The sequence below is a fragment of the Corynebacterium sp. HMSC059E07 genome (assembly GCF_001814395.1).
Lineage (GTDB): Bacteria > Actinomycetota > Actinomycetes > Mycobacteriales > Mycobacteriaceae > Corynebacterium > Corynebacterium hesseae.
This window is the reverse complement of sequence record NZ_KV816337.1, coordinates 1-16,218: the sequence shown is the minus strand read 5'-3', so window position 1 is coordinate 16,218 and position 16,218 is coordinate 1. Positions and strand designations below refer to the sequence as shown.

General features: G+C 62.4%; 16 protein-coding genes. 6 read left to right on the top strand and 10 right to left on the bottom strand.

Annotation, left to right across the window (positions count from 1 at the left end; translation table 11 throughout):
- Position 1: 1 nt before the first annotated feature.
- The 5 genes from HMPREF2967_RS13305 (at position 2) to HMPREF2967_RS12095 (ending at position 2,995) form a co-directional block, all read left to right on the top strand.
- Positions 2–154 carry a hypothetical protein gene (locus HMPREF2967_RS13305; protein ID WP_168164017.1) on the top strand — a complete coding sequence of 51 codons (153 nt, stop codon included), beginning with the start codon at positions 2–4 and terminating at the stop codon, positions 152–154.
- A gap of 61 nt (positions 155–215) precedes the next feature.
- Positions 216–995, top strand: coding sequence for a S1 family peptidase (locus tag HMPREF2967_RS12110; protein WP_232770863.1), 780 nt, complete (start codon positions 216–218; stop codon positions 993–995).
- A 17-nt stretch (positions 996–1,012) separates the two neighbouring features.
- Complete coding sequence (locus HMPREF2967_RS12105; protein ID WP_070686724.1) at positions 1,013–1,546, top strand: NUDIX hydrolase; 534 nt, start codon at positions 1,013–1,015, stop codon at positions 1,544–1,546.
- Positions 1,547–1,646: 100 nt separating this feature from the next.
- Entirely contained in the window at positions 1,647–2,246 is a 600-nt protein-coding gene (locus HMPREF2967_RS12100) for an META domain-containing protein (RefSeq protein WP_070686722.1), read from the top strand.
- Positions 2,247–2,413: 167 nt separating this feature from the next.
- Positions 2,414–2,995 (top strand): META domain-containing protein, encoded by a 582-nt coding sequence (locus tag HMPREF2967_RS12095; RefSeq protein ID WP_232770862.1) that lies wholly within the window; start codon positions 2,414–2,416, stop codon positions 2,993–2,995.
- Positions 2,996–3,031: 36 nt separating this feature from the next.
- Here HMPREF2967_RS12095 and HMPREF2967_RS12090 read toward each other — a convergent pair whose 3' ends face one another.
- Together HMPREF2967_RS12090 and glnA are read right to left on the bottom strand one after the other, a co-directional pair.
- Complete coding sequence (locus tag HMPREF2967_RS12090) at positions 3,032–4,000, bottom strand: TDT family transporter (RefSeq protein WP_083312630.1); 969 nt, start codon at positions 3,998–4,000, stop codon at positions 3,032–3,034.
- Between the two features lie 222 nt (positions 4,001–4,222).
- The gene (gene glnA, locus HMPREF2967_RS12085; RefSeq protein ID WP_070686718.1) at positions 4,223–5,656 is read right to left on the bottom strand and encodes a type I glutamate--ammonia ligase; all 1,434 of its coding nucleotides are present in this window, start codon (positions 5,654–5,656) and stop codon (positions 4,223–4,225) included.
- A 128-nt stretch (positions 5,657–5,784) separates the two neighbouring features.
- Between glnA and HMPREF2967_RS12080 the strand changes: the two genes are divergently transcribed.
- On the top strand, positions 5,785–6,219 hold the full coding sequence (locus HMPREF2967_RS12080; protein WP_070520142.1) for an RDD family protein: 435 nt from the start codon (positions 5,785–5,787) through the stop codon (positions 6,217–6,219).
- A 129-nt stretch (positions 6,220–6,348) separates the two neighbouring features.
- On the opposite strand, the gene HMPREF2967_RS12075 is transcribed toward HMPREF2967_RS12080, so the two are convergent.
- The 8 genes from HMPREF2967_RS12075 to sucB form a co-directional block, all read right to left on the bottom strand.
- The gene (locus tag HMPREF2967_RS12075; RefSeq protein WP_070686716.1) at positions 6,349–7,134 is read right to left on the bottom strand and encodes a DUF4191 domain-containing protein; all 786 of its coding nucleotides are present in this window, start codon (positions 7,132–7,134) and stop codon (positions 6,349–6,351) included.
- Between the two features lie 42 nt (positions 7,135–7,176).
- Positions 7,177–8,250, bottom strand: coding sequence for a lipoyl synthase (gene lipA, locus HMPREF2967_RS12070; RefSeq protein WP_070686714.1), 1,074 nt, complete (start codon positions 8,248–8,250; stop codon positions 7,177–7,179).
- 109 nt (positions 8,251–8,359) lie between these two features.
- The gene (gene lipB, locus HMPREF2967_RS12065) at positions 8,360–9,166 is read right to left on the bottom strand and encodes a lipoyl(octanoyl) transferase LipB (protein WP_070596484.1); all 807 of its coding nucleotides are present in this window, start codon (positions 9,164–9,166) and stop codon (positions 8,360–8,362) included.
- 70 nt (positions 9,167–9,236) lie between these two features.
- Complete coding sequence (gcvH, locus tag HMPREF2967_RS12060; protein ID WP_070562740.1) at positions 9,237–9,629, bottom strand: glycine cleavage system protein GcvH; 393 nt, start codon at positions 9,627–9,629, stop codon at positions 9,237–9,239.
- A 42-nt stretch (positions 9,630–9,671) separates the two neighbouring features.
- Positions 9,672–10,784, bottom strand: coding sequence for a glycine cleavage system aminomethyltransferase GcvT (gene gcvT / locus HMPREF2967_RS12055; RefSeq protein ID WP_070596482.1), 1,113 nt, complete (start codon positions 10,782–10,784; stop codon positions 9,672–9,674).
- A gap of 3 nt (positions 10,785–10,787) precedes the next feature.
- Positions 10,788–13,655: an aminomethyl-transferring glycine dehydrogenase gene (gene gcvP / locus HMPREF2967_RS12050; protein ID WP_070686712.1), complete on the bottom strand. Its 2,868-nt coding sequence runs from the start codon at positions 13,653–13,655 to the stop codon at positions 10,788–10,790.
- A gap of 73 nt (positions 13,656–13,728) precedes the next feature.
- Complete coding sequence (locus tag HMPREF2967_RS12045) at positions 13,729–14,883, bottom strand: MFS transporter (RefSeq protein WP_070686710.1); 1,155 nt, start codon at positions 14,881–14,883, stop codon at positions 13,729–13,731.
- Between the two features lie 276 nt (positions 14,884–15,159).
- On the bottom strand, positions 15,160–16,218 hold a 1,059-nt coding region (gene sucB, locus HMPREF2967_RS12040), incomplete at its 5' end, for a 2-oxoglutarate dehydrogenase, E2 component, dihydrolipoamide succinyltransferase (protein ID WP_070686708.1).

The window sequence follows — 16,218 nt, the reverse complement described above, 5'->3', positions numbered from 1 at the left end:
AATGGCACAGGAACAGTTCTCGGGCCCGGAGTATTTCACGGAGTTTGACCCGGAGAAGTTCATCCGTGACATGAAGCAGGTCGCTGAGATGGAGAAGGAAAACAAGGATCAAAAGGCGGACCCGGGTGAGGCTGCATCCGCTCAGGAGGGCTAGGCCTTACCTTCTGGTGGTGCTCAGCGCGACTGCGCTGGCGGTGGGTGGATGCTCAATGCCTATGGGGGTTGACTCCGTTCCCGAAGCTGCCTCGAGCACGTCCGAGTACACCACGATTTCACCGGCCCCGCCGCAGACGCATACCCCCGATGCCTCCCCAGTGCCGCCGGGCGCGGCGCTCGACATCTCTGCTATGCAGCCCGTTCCCGGCGAAGCCTTTGACTTCAACCTCTGCACGGTGGCGTGGAGCTTCGTGCTTGACGACGCCCGTACCATCGCCGTCACCGCCTCCCATTGCGGTGAGCCAGGGGATACGGTGTGGGCGGGCGCTGAGGATAGGGAATTCGTGTACCCAGCGGAGCCCGTCGGCACCATCATCTATTCCGATCTCAGCTCACCTGACACACACCAGCTCGACTTCGCGTTGGTGGAGATCACGCGGCAGGCGGAGTTTTATGTCCCGCAGGACATGCCTACCAGCGTGGTCGCTGCGGGGCAGGAGGAGCTTCCGGATGAGGTGTGCAAGCTGGGACGCATCACGGGAGAGACGTGCGGACCACTGACGCATGGAGAAAGCCACGGGAAACTTCAGTTTGGCGACCGAACGTTGGACACCGTCTCGGCGAGTGCCCGAGTCTGTTCCACGCATGGTGATTCTGGGGCGCCGGTCTTTGGCGCGCCGGGCAGCCCCTTTGAAGGCGTGATCGTCGGGGTTCTGTCAGGGACGACGGAAGCCGCGGCAAGCAGTCAAGGCTGCACCGACGGGTCTGAGGCGGAGATGTCTTTTACCGCTGCCTCCGACATCGAGGCACTCCTGCCGGAGATTCTGGAGCGGGTTTAGGCGCTAAGATTAAACCCATGCCGACTCCTGATTTTATTGTGTCCCTGCGTGAGAAGATTGGTCATGAGCAGCTCTTCCTTCCCAGCGTGACCGCGGTTACTGTGCGGGCGGTTCCTACCGGTTCTGCGATATGGGAGCTGCCTTCAGTGCTGCTGGCCCAGCGAGCCGATAACGGCACGTGGGCTCCCATCTCCGGTATTTGTGAGCCTGGCGAGGAAGTCACGACGACCGCGTTGCGTGAGCTCAAGGAAGAGGTGGGGCTCGACGGCCGTATCGAAGCGCTCCTTGGCGTCGGTCAGGTGGGCCCAGTGGTCTGTCCCAATGGGGATCAGTGCATGTTCATGGACACCTCCATCCGTGTCTCCGTTCCGGATGATGCGGAGCCGGTCGTCTCCGACGAAGAGAACCTTGCCGCGCAGTGGTTCTCGGTGGCGCAGATGCCGACGTCCGTCAGCGCGCGCCACCGCATGATCATCGGGGATGCCGTGGCGCAGATGAAGCATCCGCAGGGCTTCCGCCCGCGGATGGGATACGTCAAGCGTTCGTCTTAAGCAGGTGCCTCATACAGATGGTTGGGAAAAGTTGCCAACATTATGGGAATTGGCTCAAAAGCGTTGATATGAGGTATTGAATCTAATAGCTTCAAACACCATGAAGTCACTCGGATTGAAGAAAGCAACCATCGCTACCGCCTTTGTCGCCTTCGCCGGAACGGCGCTCGGAGCCGGATTCGCTGGTGCACAGGAGCCTTCTTCCCCAGTTGCCTTCGGATCCAGCTCCGGCGAGTTCGCGCAGTTGAGCTCCACGCTCTTTGGCAGCTCCAAGCCGGCTCCGGAAGCACCCGGAACCCCGGAGGGCACTGGCCTGATTGAAAAGGTAGAGGACGTCGAGGGCCTGCAGGAGCCGCTGTCGGCAGACCAGGCCAAGGAGGTGCTCAACGGTTCCTTCACCGCGAAGAATAACGACGTCATCGGCGTTGGCTTCCAGCCGGATGGAACCCTAGACGTCGATGACGGCTGCAACGCTGGCGGCGGAACCTATTCCATCGCGGACACGGGCGCCCTGGAAGTCAAAGAACTCATGTCCACCAAGATGGCCTGCGAGCCTGCAGTGATGGCGGATGCCCGTGCCTTCACCTCGATTCTGATGGCGAAGCCGCAGGTCTATTCCATTGACGACAACACCATTGCACTTGTCAGCCAGGGACACGCGGTGCAGTTTGTCAAGGATGCTGCGCCCGAAGAGAACTAAGCACTAACGCCGGATGAGCGGCCGACCTCCTACTGGAGGTTGGCCGCTTTCTGTGTTTTAGTGCGCGGCCTGTAAGGGGCGGGGGAGTTGTAGAGTTGCCTCAAAATATCATCGGAAACGCATAAAATGGGTTGATGTTGTCGGCGGTGCTCGATAGCTTCGGGGTCATGATTTCACGCACACTGAAGAAAGTAACCACAGCAACTGCGTTCGTCGCCCTCGCGGGCGGCGTCCTGGGTGCCGGTACTGCCGGTGCGCAGGAACCATCCTCCGCTGACTCCGTGAAGTCCAGCCAGATTCAGGAGCTGAGCTCGCGCCTGTTCGGTGACTCCTTCTCCTCCTCCACGAAGCCGGAAGCTCCGCAAGGTTCTGGCTTGATTGAGAAGTATGAAGACATCGACGGTCTGCAGGAGAAACTGCCGGCTGATGAGGCCCAGAAGGTTCTCAACGGCACCTTCACCGCCAAGAAGAACCCGGCGATTTCCGTGACCTTCAATGAGGATGGAACTCTAACCTACGATGATGGCTGCAACTCTGGCGGCGGCAGCTACAAGCTTGATCAGACTGATGCCGTCGTGGCGGAGAACCTAACTTCCACGATGCGTGCTTGCTCCCCTGAAGAGATGGCCGATGCCGATGCGCTCAACACCATCCTCTCCGCCAAGCCGGTAGTTATCCCCGTGGAGGGCAACACCTTCGCGCTGGGCAGCCAGGGCCAGGCCATTCAGTTCACCAAGGCTGAAAACTAAAGCCTGATAAACACGCTGACAGCGTGCACTGCGGAGCTAGTTCGAGATTGGGCTAGCTCCGCTTCTCTGTGCGCGCAGGCCTTCGATGAGCCAGCTAATGAAACGGCAGGAGCAAGCAGACCAGTGCGCGACGAGGAGCAACGGGATGCTGAGCGCGATGACGTCGAGAAGCTCCGAGCCATTCACTAGGGCTACCTGGTGCCCGCCCATGCTGACCGTTCCCGGTGGGAAGGTACACGCCCACCACGCCGGTGAGTAATCCACCCAACGAGCCACATTGGGGTAGAAGGTGAGCATGGCATAGAGCGCGAGGGGGACGGCGATCACCATGGCGGTCAGCCCGTAATAGACGGAAACATGACCGGGGTAGAGGATCTGCATCGCGGTGGTGGATTGGCCCACCACGCCCAATGGAACCCAGGCCGTCGCGGAGTTGGCACCGGTGAGATTGACCTTGCCGTGCCAAGCGGCCCAATACACACGGATAAAGATGGGGACCGCGGTAGAGATCGACATGATGAAAAGAATGGTGCCCATGACGTGGTAGGCATGCCCATAGTCGAGGGCGAGGAAACCAGCCACTGAGGAGGAAATCATAGGGCCAACCAGCGGCAGGCCCCAGGTAAAGCGCGGTTCACCGTCGAAGCGGGTGAGCTGAATAGCCCACGTGATGACGGTGACCGGGCCACCGATCCAGAAGCCCACTAAGCGGAAGGTTCCGATATCCGTCAATCCGGACAGCGCTGCGCCGAGCGCCAGGATGCCGATGAAATACATGGACCATTCAGCCATCGAGGTTCGCGCGAAGCTGGGCTGGCGGTATAGCGCAAAGCCAACCGTCAGCACGAGGAGAATAATGCAGGATAGCGCTGCGAAGACGGCGGAGCCTGTCAGCATGCCCTCCTCAACGAGCAGCCGGGAGACGATGGAGGTTCCCATGAGGCTGCCGCCCCACGCGGGGCCGGGCGGTGGCAGTTGGCGGAATCTGTCAGTCACAGCTGGAATGGTAGCCATCCCACTGCATTTCGGCCCCATTGATCCGCATAATTGGGCCGTGAGATTGCACCCTGTTGCGCTCGGCAGTAGGGGAGGGCACACAGGATGTGCGTGGGCGGTTGACTTCACCGTCGGCAGCGATGCTCACTGCGTGATACGACGACGGGCCCCGACGGTTCTTTCGAATCGTTAGGGCCCGGATCGGATACAGAGCTGGCGTAGAGCTAGGCTCTAGCAGTCGTAGTACATCTCAAATTCCTGCGGAGTCGGACGCAGGCGGACCGGCGCAATCTCGTTCTCGCGCTTGTAGTTGATGTAGGTCTCGATGAGGTCCTCGGAGAAGACATCGCCCTCGGTGAGGAAGTCGTTGTCTTCCTCGAGTGCTGCGATGGAGGCCTCCAGGGAGGTCGGTGCCTGCGGGATGGAGGCGGCCTCTGCCGGCGGCAGCTCGTAGAGGTCCTTGTCCACCGGAGCGTGCGGCTCGATGCGGTTCTTGATGCCGTCGAGACCTGCCATCATCATGGCGGCGAAACCGAAGTAGGGGTTGCCCGACGGATCCGGCGCGCGGAACTCGATGCGCTTGGCCTTCGGGTTGGAGCCGGTAATCGGGATGCGGATGGCAGCCGAGCGGTTGCGCTGCGAGTACACCAGGTTAATCGGCGCCTCGAAGCCCGGAACCAGGCGGTGGTAGGAGTTCAGGGTGGGGTTCGTGAACGCCAGCACAGCCGGTGCGTGGGCCAGGATGCCGCCGATGTAGTAGCGAGCCATGTCGGACAGACCAGCGTAGCCAGCCTCATCGTGGAAGAGCGGCTTGCCGTCCTGCCACAGGGACATGTGGGCGTGCATACCGGAACCATTATCGCCCGCCAGCGGCTTCGGCATGAAGGTTACGGTCTTACCAAACTGCTCCGCGGTGTTCTTGATGATGTACTTGAAGGTCTGAATATCATCAGCCGCGTGAAGCAGGGAGTTGAAGCGGTAGTTAATCTCGTTCTGACCGCTGCCCACCTCGTGGTGGAAGCGCTCGATGGTGAAACCAGCCTTCTGCAGCTGCTCTACCATGGCATCGCGGACCTCGCCATGCTTGTCGACGGGTGCCGTCGGGAAGTAGCCGCCCTTCACGCGAGTCTTAAACCCGGTGTTCGGGGTGCCGTCGAAGTTGGTCTCAGAACCGCGGTTCCACCAGCCCTCATCGGTGTCGACCTCGTAGAAGCCGTTGTTAATCTCCGTGCCGTAACGAACGGAATCGAAGATATAGAACTCAGCTTCAGCGCCGAAGTTACAGGTATCCGCGATACCGGTGGAGGCGAGGTACTCCTCAGCCTTGCGGGCGATGTTGCGCGGGTCGCGGCTGAAAGGCTCCAGGGTGAACGGGTCGTGGACGAAGAACTTGATGTTCAGTGTCTTCGCGGTACGGAAAGGATCCACAAAGGCGGTCTTCGGATCCGGCAGCAGCGTCATATCGGACTCATCGATGGTGGTGAATCCGCGGATGGAAGAACCGTCAAAGGCTAGGCCTTCAGCGGCTGCGTCTTCGGTAAATTCCTCGGCCGGAATAGAGAAGTGGTGCTCAGTGCCGGGGACGTCCGTAAACCGGATGTCAACGAACTTGACGTCCTCTTCCTTGATGAATGCGATGACGTCCTGGATTGTCTCAAAGGACACGGTGGTCTCCTGTTGGTTGACGTGTAGTACTCCCGACTAGTTTACAGGTATTGGCTGCATCACTGGGACGCGTGGGCACCTGAAGGCAAAATTTCTGCTCGGGATGGACGGCGGCTAGATTGGTGGGCATGGCAGATAACAACGATGGCATCGGGTCGGGGCAGTGGCCCGGGCAGGCATTGGGCTTGCCCAAGGAGGGGCCAGGTGCCTTGGCGTCGGTAATGCGGCGTACGTTCGGCGTGTTAATTGACTGGATTTTGGCCATGATCATTGCCAACGTTCTCGAGCTTTTCACCGACAATCTGGGCGGTCCCGCCTTCCTGGGTTATGCAGTGTGGGTAGTCATGGGCATCGTGTGCGGGTGGCTGTTCGCCCGCACCCCGGGCATGGCGTTGCTCGGTATGGGCGTGGCGCGCCTCGACGTGCCGGGCACTTCCGTCGGCCTGTGGCGTGCGGTGGTCCGTACTTTGCTGACCGCCGTGCTGTTTCCCGCAGCGATGGTCGACGCCGACGGCCGCGGCCTCCACGACCGCGCCACCGGCACCGCCGTCATCATGGCCTAAGGCTGTTGGGACCAGCGATAAAGCTGCTGGGGTGCGTGAGGCAACAAGGCCGGGAGGCTTCGAAGGCAACGAGAAGGGTCCCTTCCGAACTTCTCGGAAGGGACCCTTGTTGTGCTTGGATCTAGTGGCTTATTTGCCGCCCTTGCGCTCCTGCATACGGCGCATACGGCGGTTCAAGCCCGCCATGTTCTGAGCCTGGCGGGGCATCGGGCCCTTGGGCAGACCAGGGGTGGTGCCCGGCAGATCATCCATGGCCTCGATACGGCGAATGTTGTCGTAGGTTTCGTTCTTGTTGTAGTTGCGCGGCAGCTTCATAATGTGGCTGCGCAGCTTAGACACGGGAACCTCGTCCTCGCCATTGCCCACGAAGACCTCGTACACCGGCACGCCGCCGGCCATACGGTCCACGCGCTTCTTCAAGCGGTTAAGAGTAGGGCCGACGCGCTTGCGGTCACCCTCGACGACGAAGATGACGCCCGAGTTGCCGATAACGCGGTGGATGAGATCCTGCTGGCGGGTAGCGGCCACACCAGTCTTGACCTTCCACACCACACCGACGGTGTTGCGCAGCTGCTGCTCCAAAGCCCAGCCGGCGGCGCCAGGCTGGTCTTCCACCTTCTTGTACATATCGCGCTCGAGGCGGCGGGTAAACAGGAACATGGCCAGGATGGCGCCGATGCCCAAGCCCAGGATGAGCATGAACCACTGGCCGTTGAAGAGCATGCCGATAAGGAAGAAGAGCAAGCCCATGCCCAAGAATGCAGCCAGCATGATGGGGATGAGCGCCTTGTCCTGCTTGCGCTGCATGTTGAACGCTTGCCACATTTGTGACCAGTTTTGCTTGCGCTGGGCGCGCTTGGCCGCGCGCTCCTGCTTCTTCGCTTCCTTCAGCGATGCCTTGTCGTCGTTAGCCATGGCTCCTACTTTAGAGGTCAGAGGGTCAAAAAGAGAATCGAACTAGCGAATAGTGGACGCCGCAGAGTTCGGGTTCGCTGCACCGGCCGGGGACTTGACCATGCGCGTGGTCACCGGAGTCTCCTCGGAGGGGCCGTACTTCTCAAGAAGCGTGGAGGCCTCCTGGGCGGTGGCACCCTGGGAAGTCTCAGCCAAGTGCTTCAGGTTCTCCGGAAGCTCGAGGCCGCGGGCCTCCATGGCCTGCACGTAGAGGCGGCCAGCGCGGTAGGAGGAGCGAACCAGCGGGCCAGACATGACGCCGCCGAAACCGAGCTCCTTGGCCAGCTTGGAGTGCTCCACGAACTCCTCTGGGCGCACCCAGCGCTCGATCGGGTGGAAGCGCGGGCCAGGGCGCAGATACTGGGTAATCGTGATGATGTCGCAGCCCACCTCGCGGAGATCGCGAAGGGCTTCCTCGATCTCCTCGGAGGTTTCACCCATGCCCAGGATGAGGTTGGACTTGGTGATCAAACCAAAATCGTGAGCCTGGCGGATGACGTCGAGTGAACGCTCATAGCGGAAGGCCGGGCGGATGCGCTTGAAGATGCGCGGCACCGTCTCCAGGTTGTGGGCGAAGACCTCAGGGCGGGCTTCAAAAACCTCTTGGAGCAAATCCGGCTTACCGGAGAAGTCCGGGGTGAGGTTCTCCACGCCGGTATTGGGGTTGAGCTCATGAATCTTGCGCACAACCTCGGCGTAGAGCCAGGCACCCTCGTCGGGCAGATCATCGCGGGTCACGCCGGTGATGGTGGTGTAGTTGAGATCCATCTCCTGGATGTTCTCGGCCACGCGGCGCGGCTCGTCGCGGTCCAATTCCTCCGGCTTGCCGGTGGCGATATCGCAGAAATCGCAGCGGCGGGTGCACTTGTCACCGCCGATGAGGAAGGTGGCCTCGCGCGATTCCCAACACTCGTGGATATTGGGGCAGCCGGCCTCCTGGCACACGGTGTGCAGGGAAGCTCCGGATACGCGTGATTTCATGTCCTCATAACCCGGTCCGGTGCGAACCTGGTTGCGGATCCAGCGTGGCTTCTGTTCGATGGGCGACTCCGCATTTTTCTTCTCAATGCGGAGCATCTTGCGTCCTTCAGGCTTAACAGTCACGGAACCTCACTTTACGCGTTGGGGTTAGCTCTTCCTAATACAAGTCCTGCGAGAGCCGGGTTTATTCCACCGAGGGTATCTTCTACTTTCCCTCTGCTGCTTTGCGGGCTTGGCGTGCCTTCTCGTTGGCCACCTTGATGGGATCAGGCGCCGAGGCGAAGGTGTGGTCGGCCACGGTGAGTTCACCTGAGAGGGCTTTGAGGAGGGCGTCGAGAAGCGGCGCTTCCGCTTCCTGAATGGTGACCTCGCGGCCAAGCTCCAGCGAGAGCGTGGACACGTCGGCATCGTCGATGCCGCAGGCGACGATGTGCTCGTAGTACTCCAGGGTATTGGTGCAATTGAGCGCTAGGCCGTGCATGGTCACGCCGCGGGTAACGCGGATGCCCAAGGCACCCAGTTTGCGGTCGCGCTTCGGGGCGGCCGGATCGGCGGCGCGGGTGGTGGACGGAACCCATACGCCCGAGCGGCCATCGATGCGCCCGGCGGTGCTCACTCCGAGTTCGCGGACGGCTTGGATGATGGCTTCCTCGAGGCGGCGGACGTAGTCAACGACGTCGACCGGCTCGGCCAGCTTAATGATGGGGTAGACAACCAGCTGGCCCTCGCCGTGCCAGGTGATACGCCCACCGCGGTCGACGTCAATGACCGGCAGGCCGTTATCGGGCATATCCTCCGGCTGCGTGCGCTTGCCGGCGGTGTAGACGTTGGGGTGCTCAACCACGAGGATGACATCACCCTGCGTGCCCGCCGCTCGCGCTGCGGCGAGCTCGGCCTGGAGATCCCACGCCTCTTGGTAGCCCATGCGGCCCAAGCGGCGGATCTCCAGTGGCTCGTCGGAAGCGCGAATAGAGCGGTTGGCGGGAAAGAAAGGTTCGCGGGGAGCAGTCATGGATACCCATGCTAGTCCCCGCGAAGATTCAGCCAGAAAGGGGCTGAATGCGCGCTGTTCAAGCGCAGATTTAGGCCACGCCGTTGGCGGAGGCGTACTCCTCAGCGGTCATCAGCTCGCCGGCTTCGGTGACCTCGACCTCGAAGAGCCAGCCCTCACCGAAGGGGTCGTTGTTGATGACGGCGTAGTCATCGTGCACACCCTCGTTGACGGCAGTCACGGTGCCGGTCACTGGGGAGTACAGATCGGAGACGGACTTGGTGGACTCCACCTCGCCGCAGGTCTCGCCGTGCTCGACGGTATCGCCCACGGCCGGCAGCTCGGCGAAGACGACCTCACCCAGGCGGTCGGTGGCCACGGAGGTGATGCCGACGCGGACGGTGGAACCGACGACGGAATCAGCTGCTGCGTTAATCCACTCGTGGTCCTCGGAGTAGGAAAAATCGGAAGGAAGATTAGCCATGAGAAGGGATGTCCTTTCGGTAGATGGATTCAGTAGTGGAGTTTACTTCTCGCGCTTGTAGAAGGGCAGCGCGGACACTTCGAAGGGGTAGCGCTTGCCGCGGATGTCGATCTCCACGGCGTCGCCGGCCTCCAAGCCTGCGGCGGTATCGATGAGCGCGAGCGCGACAGGGTGGCCCAGGGTGGGGGAGGGCTGGCCGGAGGTCACCGTGCCTACCTTGTTCTCACCAACGAAGACCTCCGCTCCGGCGCGCGCGGCGCGGCGCTGCGAGGAGACCAGGCCGGTAATAACGGCCTGCGGGCCTTCTTCGGCGCGCTGGCGCAGTACCTTTGCACCCACGAAGTCCTGCTCCTTCTTGGCAAAGGCGCGTGACATGCCCGCCTCCACCGGAGTGATATCGCGGGTGAGCTCGTTGCCGTAGAGCGGCATGCCAGCTTCCAAGCGCAGGGAGTCGCGCGCGGCCAGGCCGCAGGGCTTAATGCCGTACTCCTCGCCAGCCTTGAGCAGTTCCTCCCACAGTTCTGGGGCATCGGAGTTGTAGACGATGAGCTCGAAGCCGTCCTCGCCGGTGTAGCCGGTACGGCAGATGAAAGCGTACTTGCGCGCCACCTTGCCGGTCATGGCGGCGTAGTAGGGAAGGTCCATCACTGCCTGTTGCTTGGTGTCCTCCACCAGCGGGACGAGGATCTCCAGCGCCTTCGGGCCCTGGACAGCAATCATGGCCACATCGCGGGACTCGTTCTTCAGGTCTACGTCGAAGCCCTCGGCGCGCTCGTTGAGAGCCTCCCACACGGTATCGGCGTTGCCAGCATTCGGCACGACGAGGAACTTGGTTTCCTCCAAGCGGTAGGTGATGAGGTCATCCATGATGCCGCCATCCTCGGCGCAGATCATGGAGTACTTTGCCTTGCCCACCTTGAGGGGAACCAGGTTGGAGATGAAGCAGTAGGACAGGAACTCGGCGGCGTCCGGGCCGTTGACCCAGATTTCACCCATGTGGGACAGGTCGAAGAGGCCCGCAGCATTGCGCACTGCGCGGTGCTCCTCAAGCTCATTGTCATACTTCAGCGGCATCTCCCACGGCCCGAAGGGCGTGAAAGTGGCGCCGAGCTTCTCGTGCTCAGCGTGCAGCGGGGAGTGCAGGTAGTCAGTCATTGATTAAACCTCCTGGTTGTCGTCGGAGTAGTCAAAAGCCTCTGGCGGCGGGCAGGTGCACACCAGGTTGCGGTCACCATAAGCCTCGTCGATGCGGCGCACCGGCGGGAAGTACTTATTAGCGCGCAGCGAGGTCACCGGGTAGGCGGCCTGCTGGCGGGTGAAGGTGAAATCCCACTCGTCGGCCGCGACGGATTCGGCGTTGAACGGAGCATGGTGGATGACGGAGTCCTCGTAGGCCACCTGGCCGTCGATGATCTCCTGGATTTCGGCGCGGATGGAGCGCATGGCCTCGATGAAGCGGTCCAGCTCACCCAGGTCCTCGGACTCGGTGGGCTCCACCATGAGGGTGCCGGCCACCGGGAAGGAGAGGGTCGGCGCGTGGAAGCCGTAGTCCACGAGGCGCTTGGCCACGTCGGCAGCGGTGACGCCGGAGGCGTCGGTCAGCTCGCGCAGGTCAAAGATGCACTCGTGAGCCACGAGGCCGGCATTGCCCGTGTAGAGCACAGGGAAGGAATCCTTCAGGCTCTGCGCCAGGTAGTTCGCGCCGAGGATGGCGTGGCTCGTGGCCTCTGTGAGTCCTTGGGCGCCAATCATGGCCAGGTAGGACCAGGAAATTGGCAGCACGCCGGCGGAACCGTAGCGCGATGCGGTGGACGGCACGCCGGTGGTCTCCGCAGTCGGTTGCGAGGGATCCAGCTTGGGATCATTGGCATCGGCCGGCAGGAAGGGCACCAAGTGCTTGGCGACGCCCACCGGGCCCACACCCGGGCCACCGCCGCCGTGCGGGATGGTGAAGGTCTTGTGCAGGTTCAGGTGGGACACATCGCCGCCGAAGGCACCCGGACGGGCCCAACCGGCTAGCGCGTTCATGTTGGCGCCGTCGATGTAGACCTGGCCGCCGGCCGCGTGGACCTTGTCGCAAACCTCGCGTACCTCGGGGTCGAAGACGCCGTGGGTGGAGGGGTAGGTAATCATGATGCCGGCGATGTGCTCGCCATGCTGCTCAATCTTGGCGTCGAGGTCGGCGAGGTCAATCGAGCCATCGTCGGCGGTCTTGACCACGACGACGCGCAGGTTGGCCAAGGTGGCCGAGGCCGCATTGGTGCCGTGCGCGGAGGCCGGGATGAGGATGACATCGCGGCCGTGATCGCCGTTGGCCACGTGGTAGCGGCGAATGGCCAGAAGGCCGGCCAGCTCGCCCTGGGAGCCGGCGTTGGGCTGGATGGAGACCTGGGCGTAGCCGGTAATCTCGGCGAGCCAGGACTCGAGCTCCTCGATGAGCGCGCGCCAGCCCGCGGTGGTCTCCTCCGGGGCATACGGGTGGATGCCGGCGAATTCCGGCCAGGAGATGGGCTCCATCGCGGCGGTGGGGTTGAGCTTCATCGTGCACGAGCCCAGAGGGATCATCGTGCGGTCCAGGGCCAGGTCCTTATCCGCCAAGGTGCGCAGATAGCGCAGCATCTGGGTCTCGGAGTGGATGGAGTTGAAGATCTCGTGCTGCAGCGGGGCCTCGGCGCGCTGGACGGAGGACGGAATCTCGAAGGAGCCAGACGCGGCTGGCTCGGAGTTAGCGGAGGACTCGGCGCCGAAGGCAGCGGCGAGGATGTTGACATCCTCGCCGGTGGAGGACTCGCCGAAGGAGACCGAGACCTTGTCCGAGCCGATGGTGCGCACCAGGTAGCCCTGCTCCTGCAGCTGGGTCTTGATGGCAGCGGCATCCACGCCGGTGACGGTCACGGTGTCGAAGAAGTCGCGCGAGACAATGTCCTTGCCTGCGTCGGTGACTGCCGCAGCGAAAGCAGACGCGCGGTCGTGGACGCGTTGTGCGATGGCCTTGAGGCCCTCTGGACCGTGGTACACCGCGTACATGGAGGCCACGTTGGCCAGAAGTGCTTGGGCGGTGCAGATGTTGGAGGTCGCGCGCTCGCGGCGGATGTGCTGCTCACGAGTCTGCAGCGCGAGGCGGTAGGCGGGGCGGCCGGCGGCGTCCTTCGACACGCCCACGATGCGGCCGGGCAGCTGGCGCTTGAGCTTGTCCGTAACAGACATGAAGGCCGCGTGCGGGCCGCCGAAGAAGAGCGGCACGCCGAAGCGCTGTGAGGAGCCGAGGACCACGTCCGCGCCCATCTCGCCGGGGGCTTCCAAGAGAAGCAGCGACAGGGGGTCAGCCACGACGGCGGCAAGAGCGCCGCGGGTGTGCAGCTCCTCGATGGCAGCGCGGGGGTCGACGATATCGCCCTCGGTTCCGGTGTAGGCCAGAACGGCGCCGACGAGGTCTTCGCCGACGATGCCATCGCGGACATCAGCAATCTCGACCTCGAGCTCGATGGCGCGTGCACGCTCGGCGGCGACGGCGAGAACCTGCGGGTGCAGGCGGGAATCGAGCAGCACGCGGCGGCCCTTCTTCACCGCGCGGGCCATGAGGCCGACGGCTTCGGCGGTGGCGGAGGCTTCGTCGAGAAGCGAGGCGTTCGCGATGGGAAGACCGGTCAGGGACTCAATCATGGTCTGGAAATTGAGCAGGGCTTCGAGGCGGCCCTGGGAAATCTCCGGCTGGTAGGGCGTGTATGCGGTGTACCAGCCGGCATCCTCCAGCAGCCCGCGGCGGATGACCGCCGGGGTGAGGGTATCGGAATAACCCTGGCCGTAGAAGGACTTCAGCACGACGTTCTGGGAGGCGTACTCGCGCAGCTTCGCCTGCGCGTCATCTTCGCTCAAAGCCTCCGGGAGGTTCAGCGCCTCGGTGGCGCGGATGGAGGTGGGCAGGGCGGCATCGACGAGCGCCTCCACGCTGTCATAGCCCACTGCCTTGAGCATCGTCTCACGCTCGGCCGCATCAGGCCCGAGGTGGCGAGAGATGAAATCCATGTGTTTTATCTCCTTTGTGGCGTTAGTTTGTGTGACCTAAACTGCCCCCAAGTATAAGGCGTAGGCCATGACATTAGCCCCGGTTACCCCTGACATGGAGGCGCAGCGCTACGGCGGTCGCTACCGCGACGGTGAGGTCGATGACGAAGGCCGTGGAATAGCCAACAGCAGGGCCCAAAAGTGACAGGATGAAGGGGGCAAAGAAACCCAGATAGGTCAGTGAATAAAACACCCCCGTCGCTGCACCGAGCTCCTCTGCGTCGGCGATGGCTTGGGTCTCCGCGAGTCCGCTGAGCATGCCGATTCCATAGGAGCTGCCCATGATGATGGCCGCGATAGGCAGGAGAAAAACTGCCCAACCATGATGAGCCGCAGCGAGGACAGCGAGGCACAGTGCCATTCCTACTGCGGCCAGCGCCATGCCGTGGAACGAGGTCACGCGGATGCGGCCAGCCAGTTGCTGGATAACCACGCCGCTGCCCATGGTGAGAAGCGCGCACAGGCCGGCGACAAGAACGGGGTGGCGTAGGTGCTCGCTGAGCTGCGCGGGCAGGAACACAAAGGCGGTGGTGGCGGAGCCGAAGACCCATGGTGCGTAGGCCACCACCGGTAAGTAGTGGGGAGTAATCAGGCTGGTCGGGACAAATGAACGGCGCCTCGAAGCTGACTGTGCAGATTGCTGTTCCGGCACCGTCCACACGAGTGGGACCACGATGAGTGCTAGGCCGATGTGCAAAAGATAAGGCACAACGGTGGGCCAGGGGAGGAACTCGGCGGCGATACCAGCCACGCCGGGTGCTGATGCGAAACCGGCCGACAGGGCTATGGAGGAACGCTTGGCTCCAACGCTCAGATGTGTGCTGAGCTCCTTGATCCAGGCCGCGCCGGAAGACATGGCGAGGCCCACGGCGGCACCGGCGCACAGGCGGCCGATCAACAAGGGGAGGAAGGCGCCGCCTGCGCCGGTGAGGAAAACGAGGGAACCGGCGGTGGTGGTGAGGACAGCTGGGCGCATGATGGCGCGGCGCCCTAGCGAATCCGAAAGCGGACCACCGATGAATAGAGCGACCATGATGCCGAGGGCGTAGATGCCAAAAAGGAAGGTTGTTTGCAGAACCCCGAGGGAGGTGGTGGTTTGGTAGACCACGACCATGGGGGCGAAGAGATTAGCGCCGCAGGCGACGAGGAACATGCCTAAAGCAACGCGAAACCACTTCTGAGAAACCATGCAGCACAGTCTAGTGTGCTGAGTCACAGTAGGCAGGTCTTGGTGGCAAGACTTGTTGGCAGGACGTTCAAAGAAAACGCGCCTAACTGCCGTTGTTGCCAAAGATCCGGCCTGAGTCGAGGACGATAACTTTGGCAGAACGGGCAGTTGCGGCGCCGCTGAGCGATGTCACCGAGCTGTGTTTGTGGGGTGGAGGAAAGCAGGGCGAAAACGACGAAGCTCCCCCGCCGCAGTGGTGGGGGAGCAGCCTCTTAAGACCTGGAGTCTTGTTAAGTCTTAGAGGTCAAGGTCAGCTTCGAAATCTGCGGTTTCGAGGCGGTCCTTGATGGTCGTGATGAAGCGACCAGCGTCGGCACCGTCGACCACCTGGTGGTCGTAGGTGAACGGCAGGTAGCACATCTGGCGGATAGCGATGGCGTCCTGGCCGTCCTCGGTGACGACAACCGCGCGCTTGGTAATAGCGGCGGTGCCCAGGATGCCGGCCTGCGGCGGAACCAGAATCGGGGTATCCAGCAGGGCGCCCTCGGAGCCGATGTTGGTCACGGTGAAGGTTGCACCGGTCAGATCGTTCGGCTTGAGCTTGTTGTTGCGTGCCTTGTCAGCCAGCTCGGCGATCTTCTGAGCGATCTCCGGCAGCGTCAGCTCCTGAGCCTTGTGGATGACCGGGGTCAGTAGGCCCTTCGGGGTGTCCACGGCGATGGCCACGTTGACGTCAGCGTGGTAGGTCATCTCCTTGGTCTCCGGGTTGTAGGACGCGTTGACGTTCGGGTGGGACACCAGTGCCTCTACGGTTGCCTTCACGATGAACGGCAGGAAGGAGAGGTTGGCCTCGTACTTGTCAATGAACGCCTGCTTGGACTGCTTGCGCATATCCCAGATGGCGGTCATATCGACTTCCTGGACGTGGGTCAGCTGAGCGGAGATCTGGAGGGCCTCAACCATCTTGGACGCCGTGATCTCGCGGATACGGTTGACCTTCTGGGTGGTGCCGATGAGCTCCTGCTTCTCCGGATCCACGGACTTGGTGGACCAGCGAGCGCGCGGGCTGGTGGAAGCTGCCTTAGCGGAGGAAGCCGGAGCCTCACCCTCACCAGCAGCGGCCAGCACGTCCTGCTTGCGGATGCGGCCGCCAACACCGGTGCCAGAGACAGTGGAGAGATCCACGCCGTGCTTCTCGGCCAGCTTGCGTACCAGCGGGGTGACATACGGGACGTTGTCACCGTTGTTGACCTTCGTGGAGGTCTCGGATGCCTTCGGCTCGGAGGACGTGGAGGAAGCGGCCGGCTTGTCCTCGGTCTTGGCTTCTGCCTTGGGCTCTTCCTTCTTTTCTTCTGC

What these genes read in the sequence shown, in the direction of transcription:
- HMPREF2967_RS13305 (WP_168164017.1), top strand. Translation starts at nt 2, where the DNA reads ATGGCACAGGAACAGTTCTCGGGCCCGGAGTATTTCACGGAGTTTGAC.
- HMPREF2967_RS12110 (WP_232770863.1), top strand. Translation starts at nt 216, where the DNA reads ATGGGGGTTGACTCCGTTCCCGAAGCTGCCTCGAGCACGTCCGAGTAC.
- HMPREF2967_RS12105 (WP_070686724.1), top strand. Translation starts at nt 1,013, where the DNA reads ATGCCGACTCCTGATTTTATTGTGTCCCTGCGTGAGAAGATTGGTCAT.
- HMPREF2967_RS12100 (WP_070686722.1), top strand. Translation starts at nt 1,647, where the DNA reads ATGAAGTCACTCGGATTGAAGAAAGCAACCATCGCTACCGCCTTTGTC.
- HMPREF2967_RS12095 (WP_232770862.1), top strand. Translation starts at nt 2,414, where the DNA reads ATGATTTCACGCACACTGAAGAAAGTAACCACAGCAACTGCGTTCGTC.
- HMPREF2967_RS12080 (WP_070520142.1), top strand. Translation starts at nt 5,785, where the DNA reads ATGGCAGATAACAACGATGGCATCGGGTCGGGGCAGTGGCCCGGGCAG.
- HMPREF2967_RS12075 (WP_070686716.1), bottom strand. Translation starts at nt 7,134, where the DNA reads ATGGCTAACGACGACAAGGCATCGCTGAAGGAAGCGAAGAAGCAGGAG.
- lipA (WP_070686714.1), bottom strand. Translation starts at nt 8,250, where the DNA reads ATGCTCCGCATTGAGAAGAAAAATGCGGAGTCGCCCATCGAACAGAAG.
- lipB (WP_070596484.1), bottom strand. Translation starts at nt 9,166, where the DNA reads ATGACTGCTCCCCGCGAACCTTTCTTTCCCGCCAACCGCTCTATTCGC.
- gcvH (WP_070562740.1), bottom strand. Translation starts at nt 9,629, where the DNA reads ATGGCTAATCTTCCTTCCGATTTTTCCTACTCCGAGGACCACGAGTGG.
- gcvT (WP_070596482.1), bottom strand. Translation starts at nt 10,784, where the DNA reads ATGACTGACTACCTGCACTCCCCGCTGCACGCTGAGCACGAGAAGCTC.
- gcvP (WP_070686712.1), bottom strand. Translation starts at nt 13,655, where the DNA reads ATGGATTTCATCTCTCGCCACCTCGGGCCTGATGCGGCCGAGCGTGAG.
- HMPREF2967_RS12045 (WP_070686710.1), bottom strand. Translation starts at nt 14,883, where the DNA reads ATGGTTTCTCAGAAGTGGTTTCGCGTTGCTTTAGGCATGTTCCTCGTC.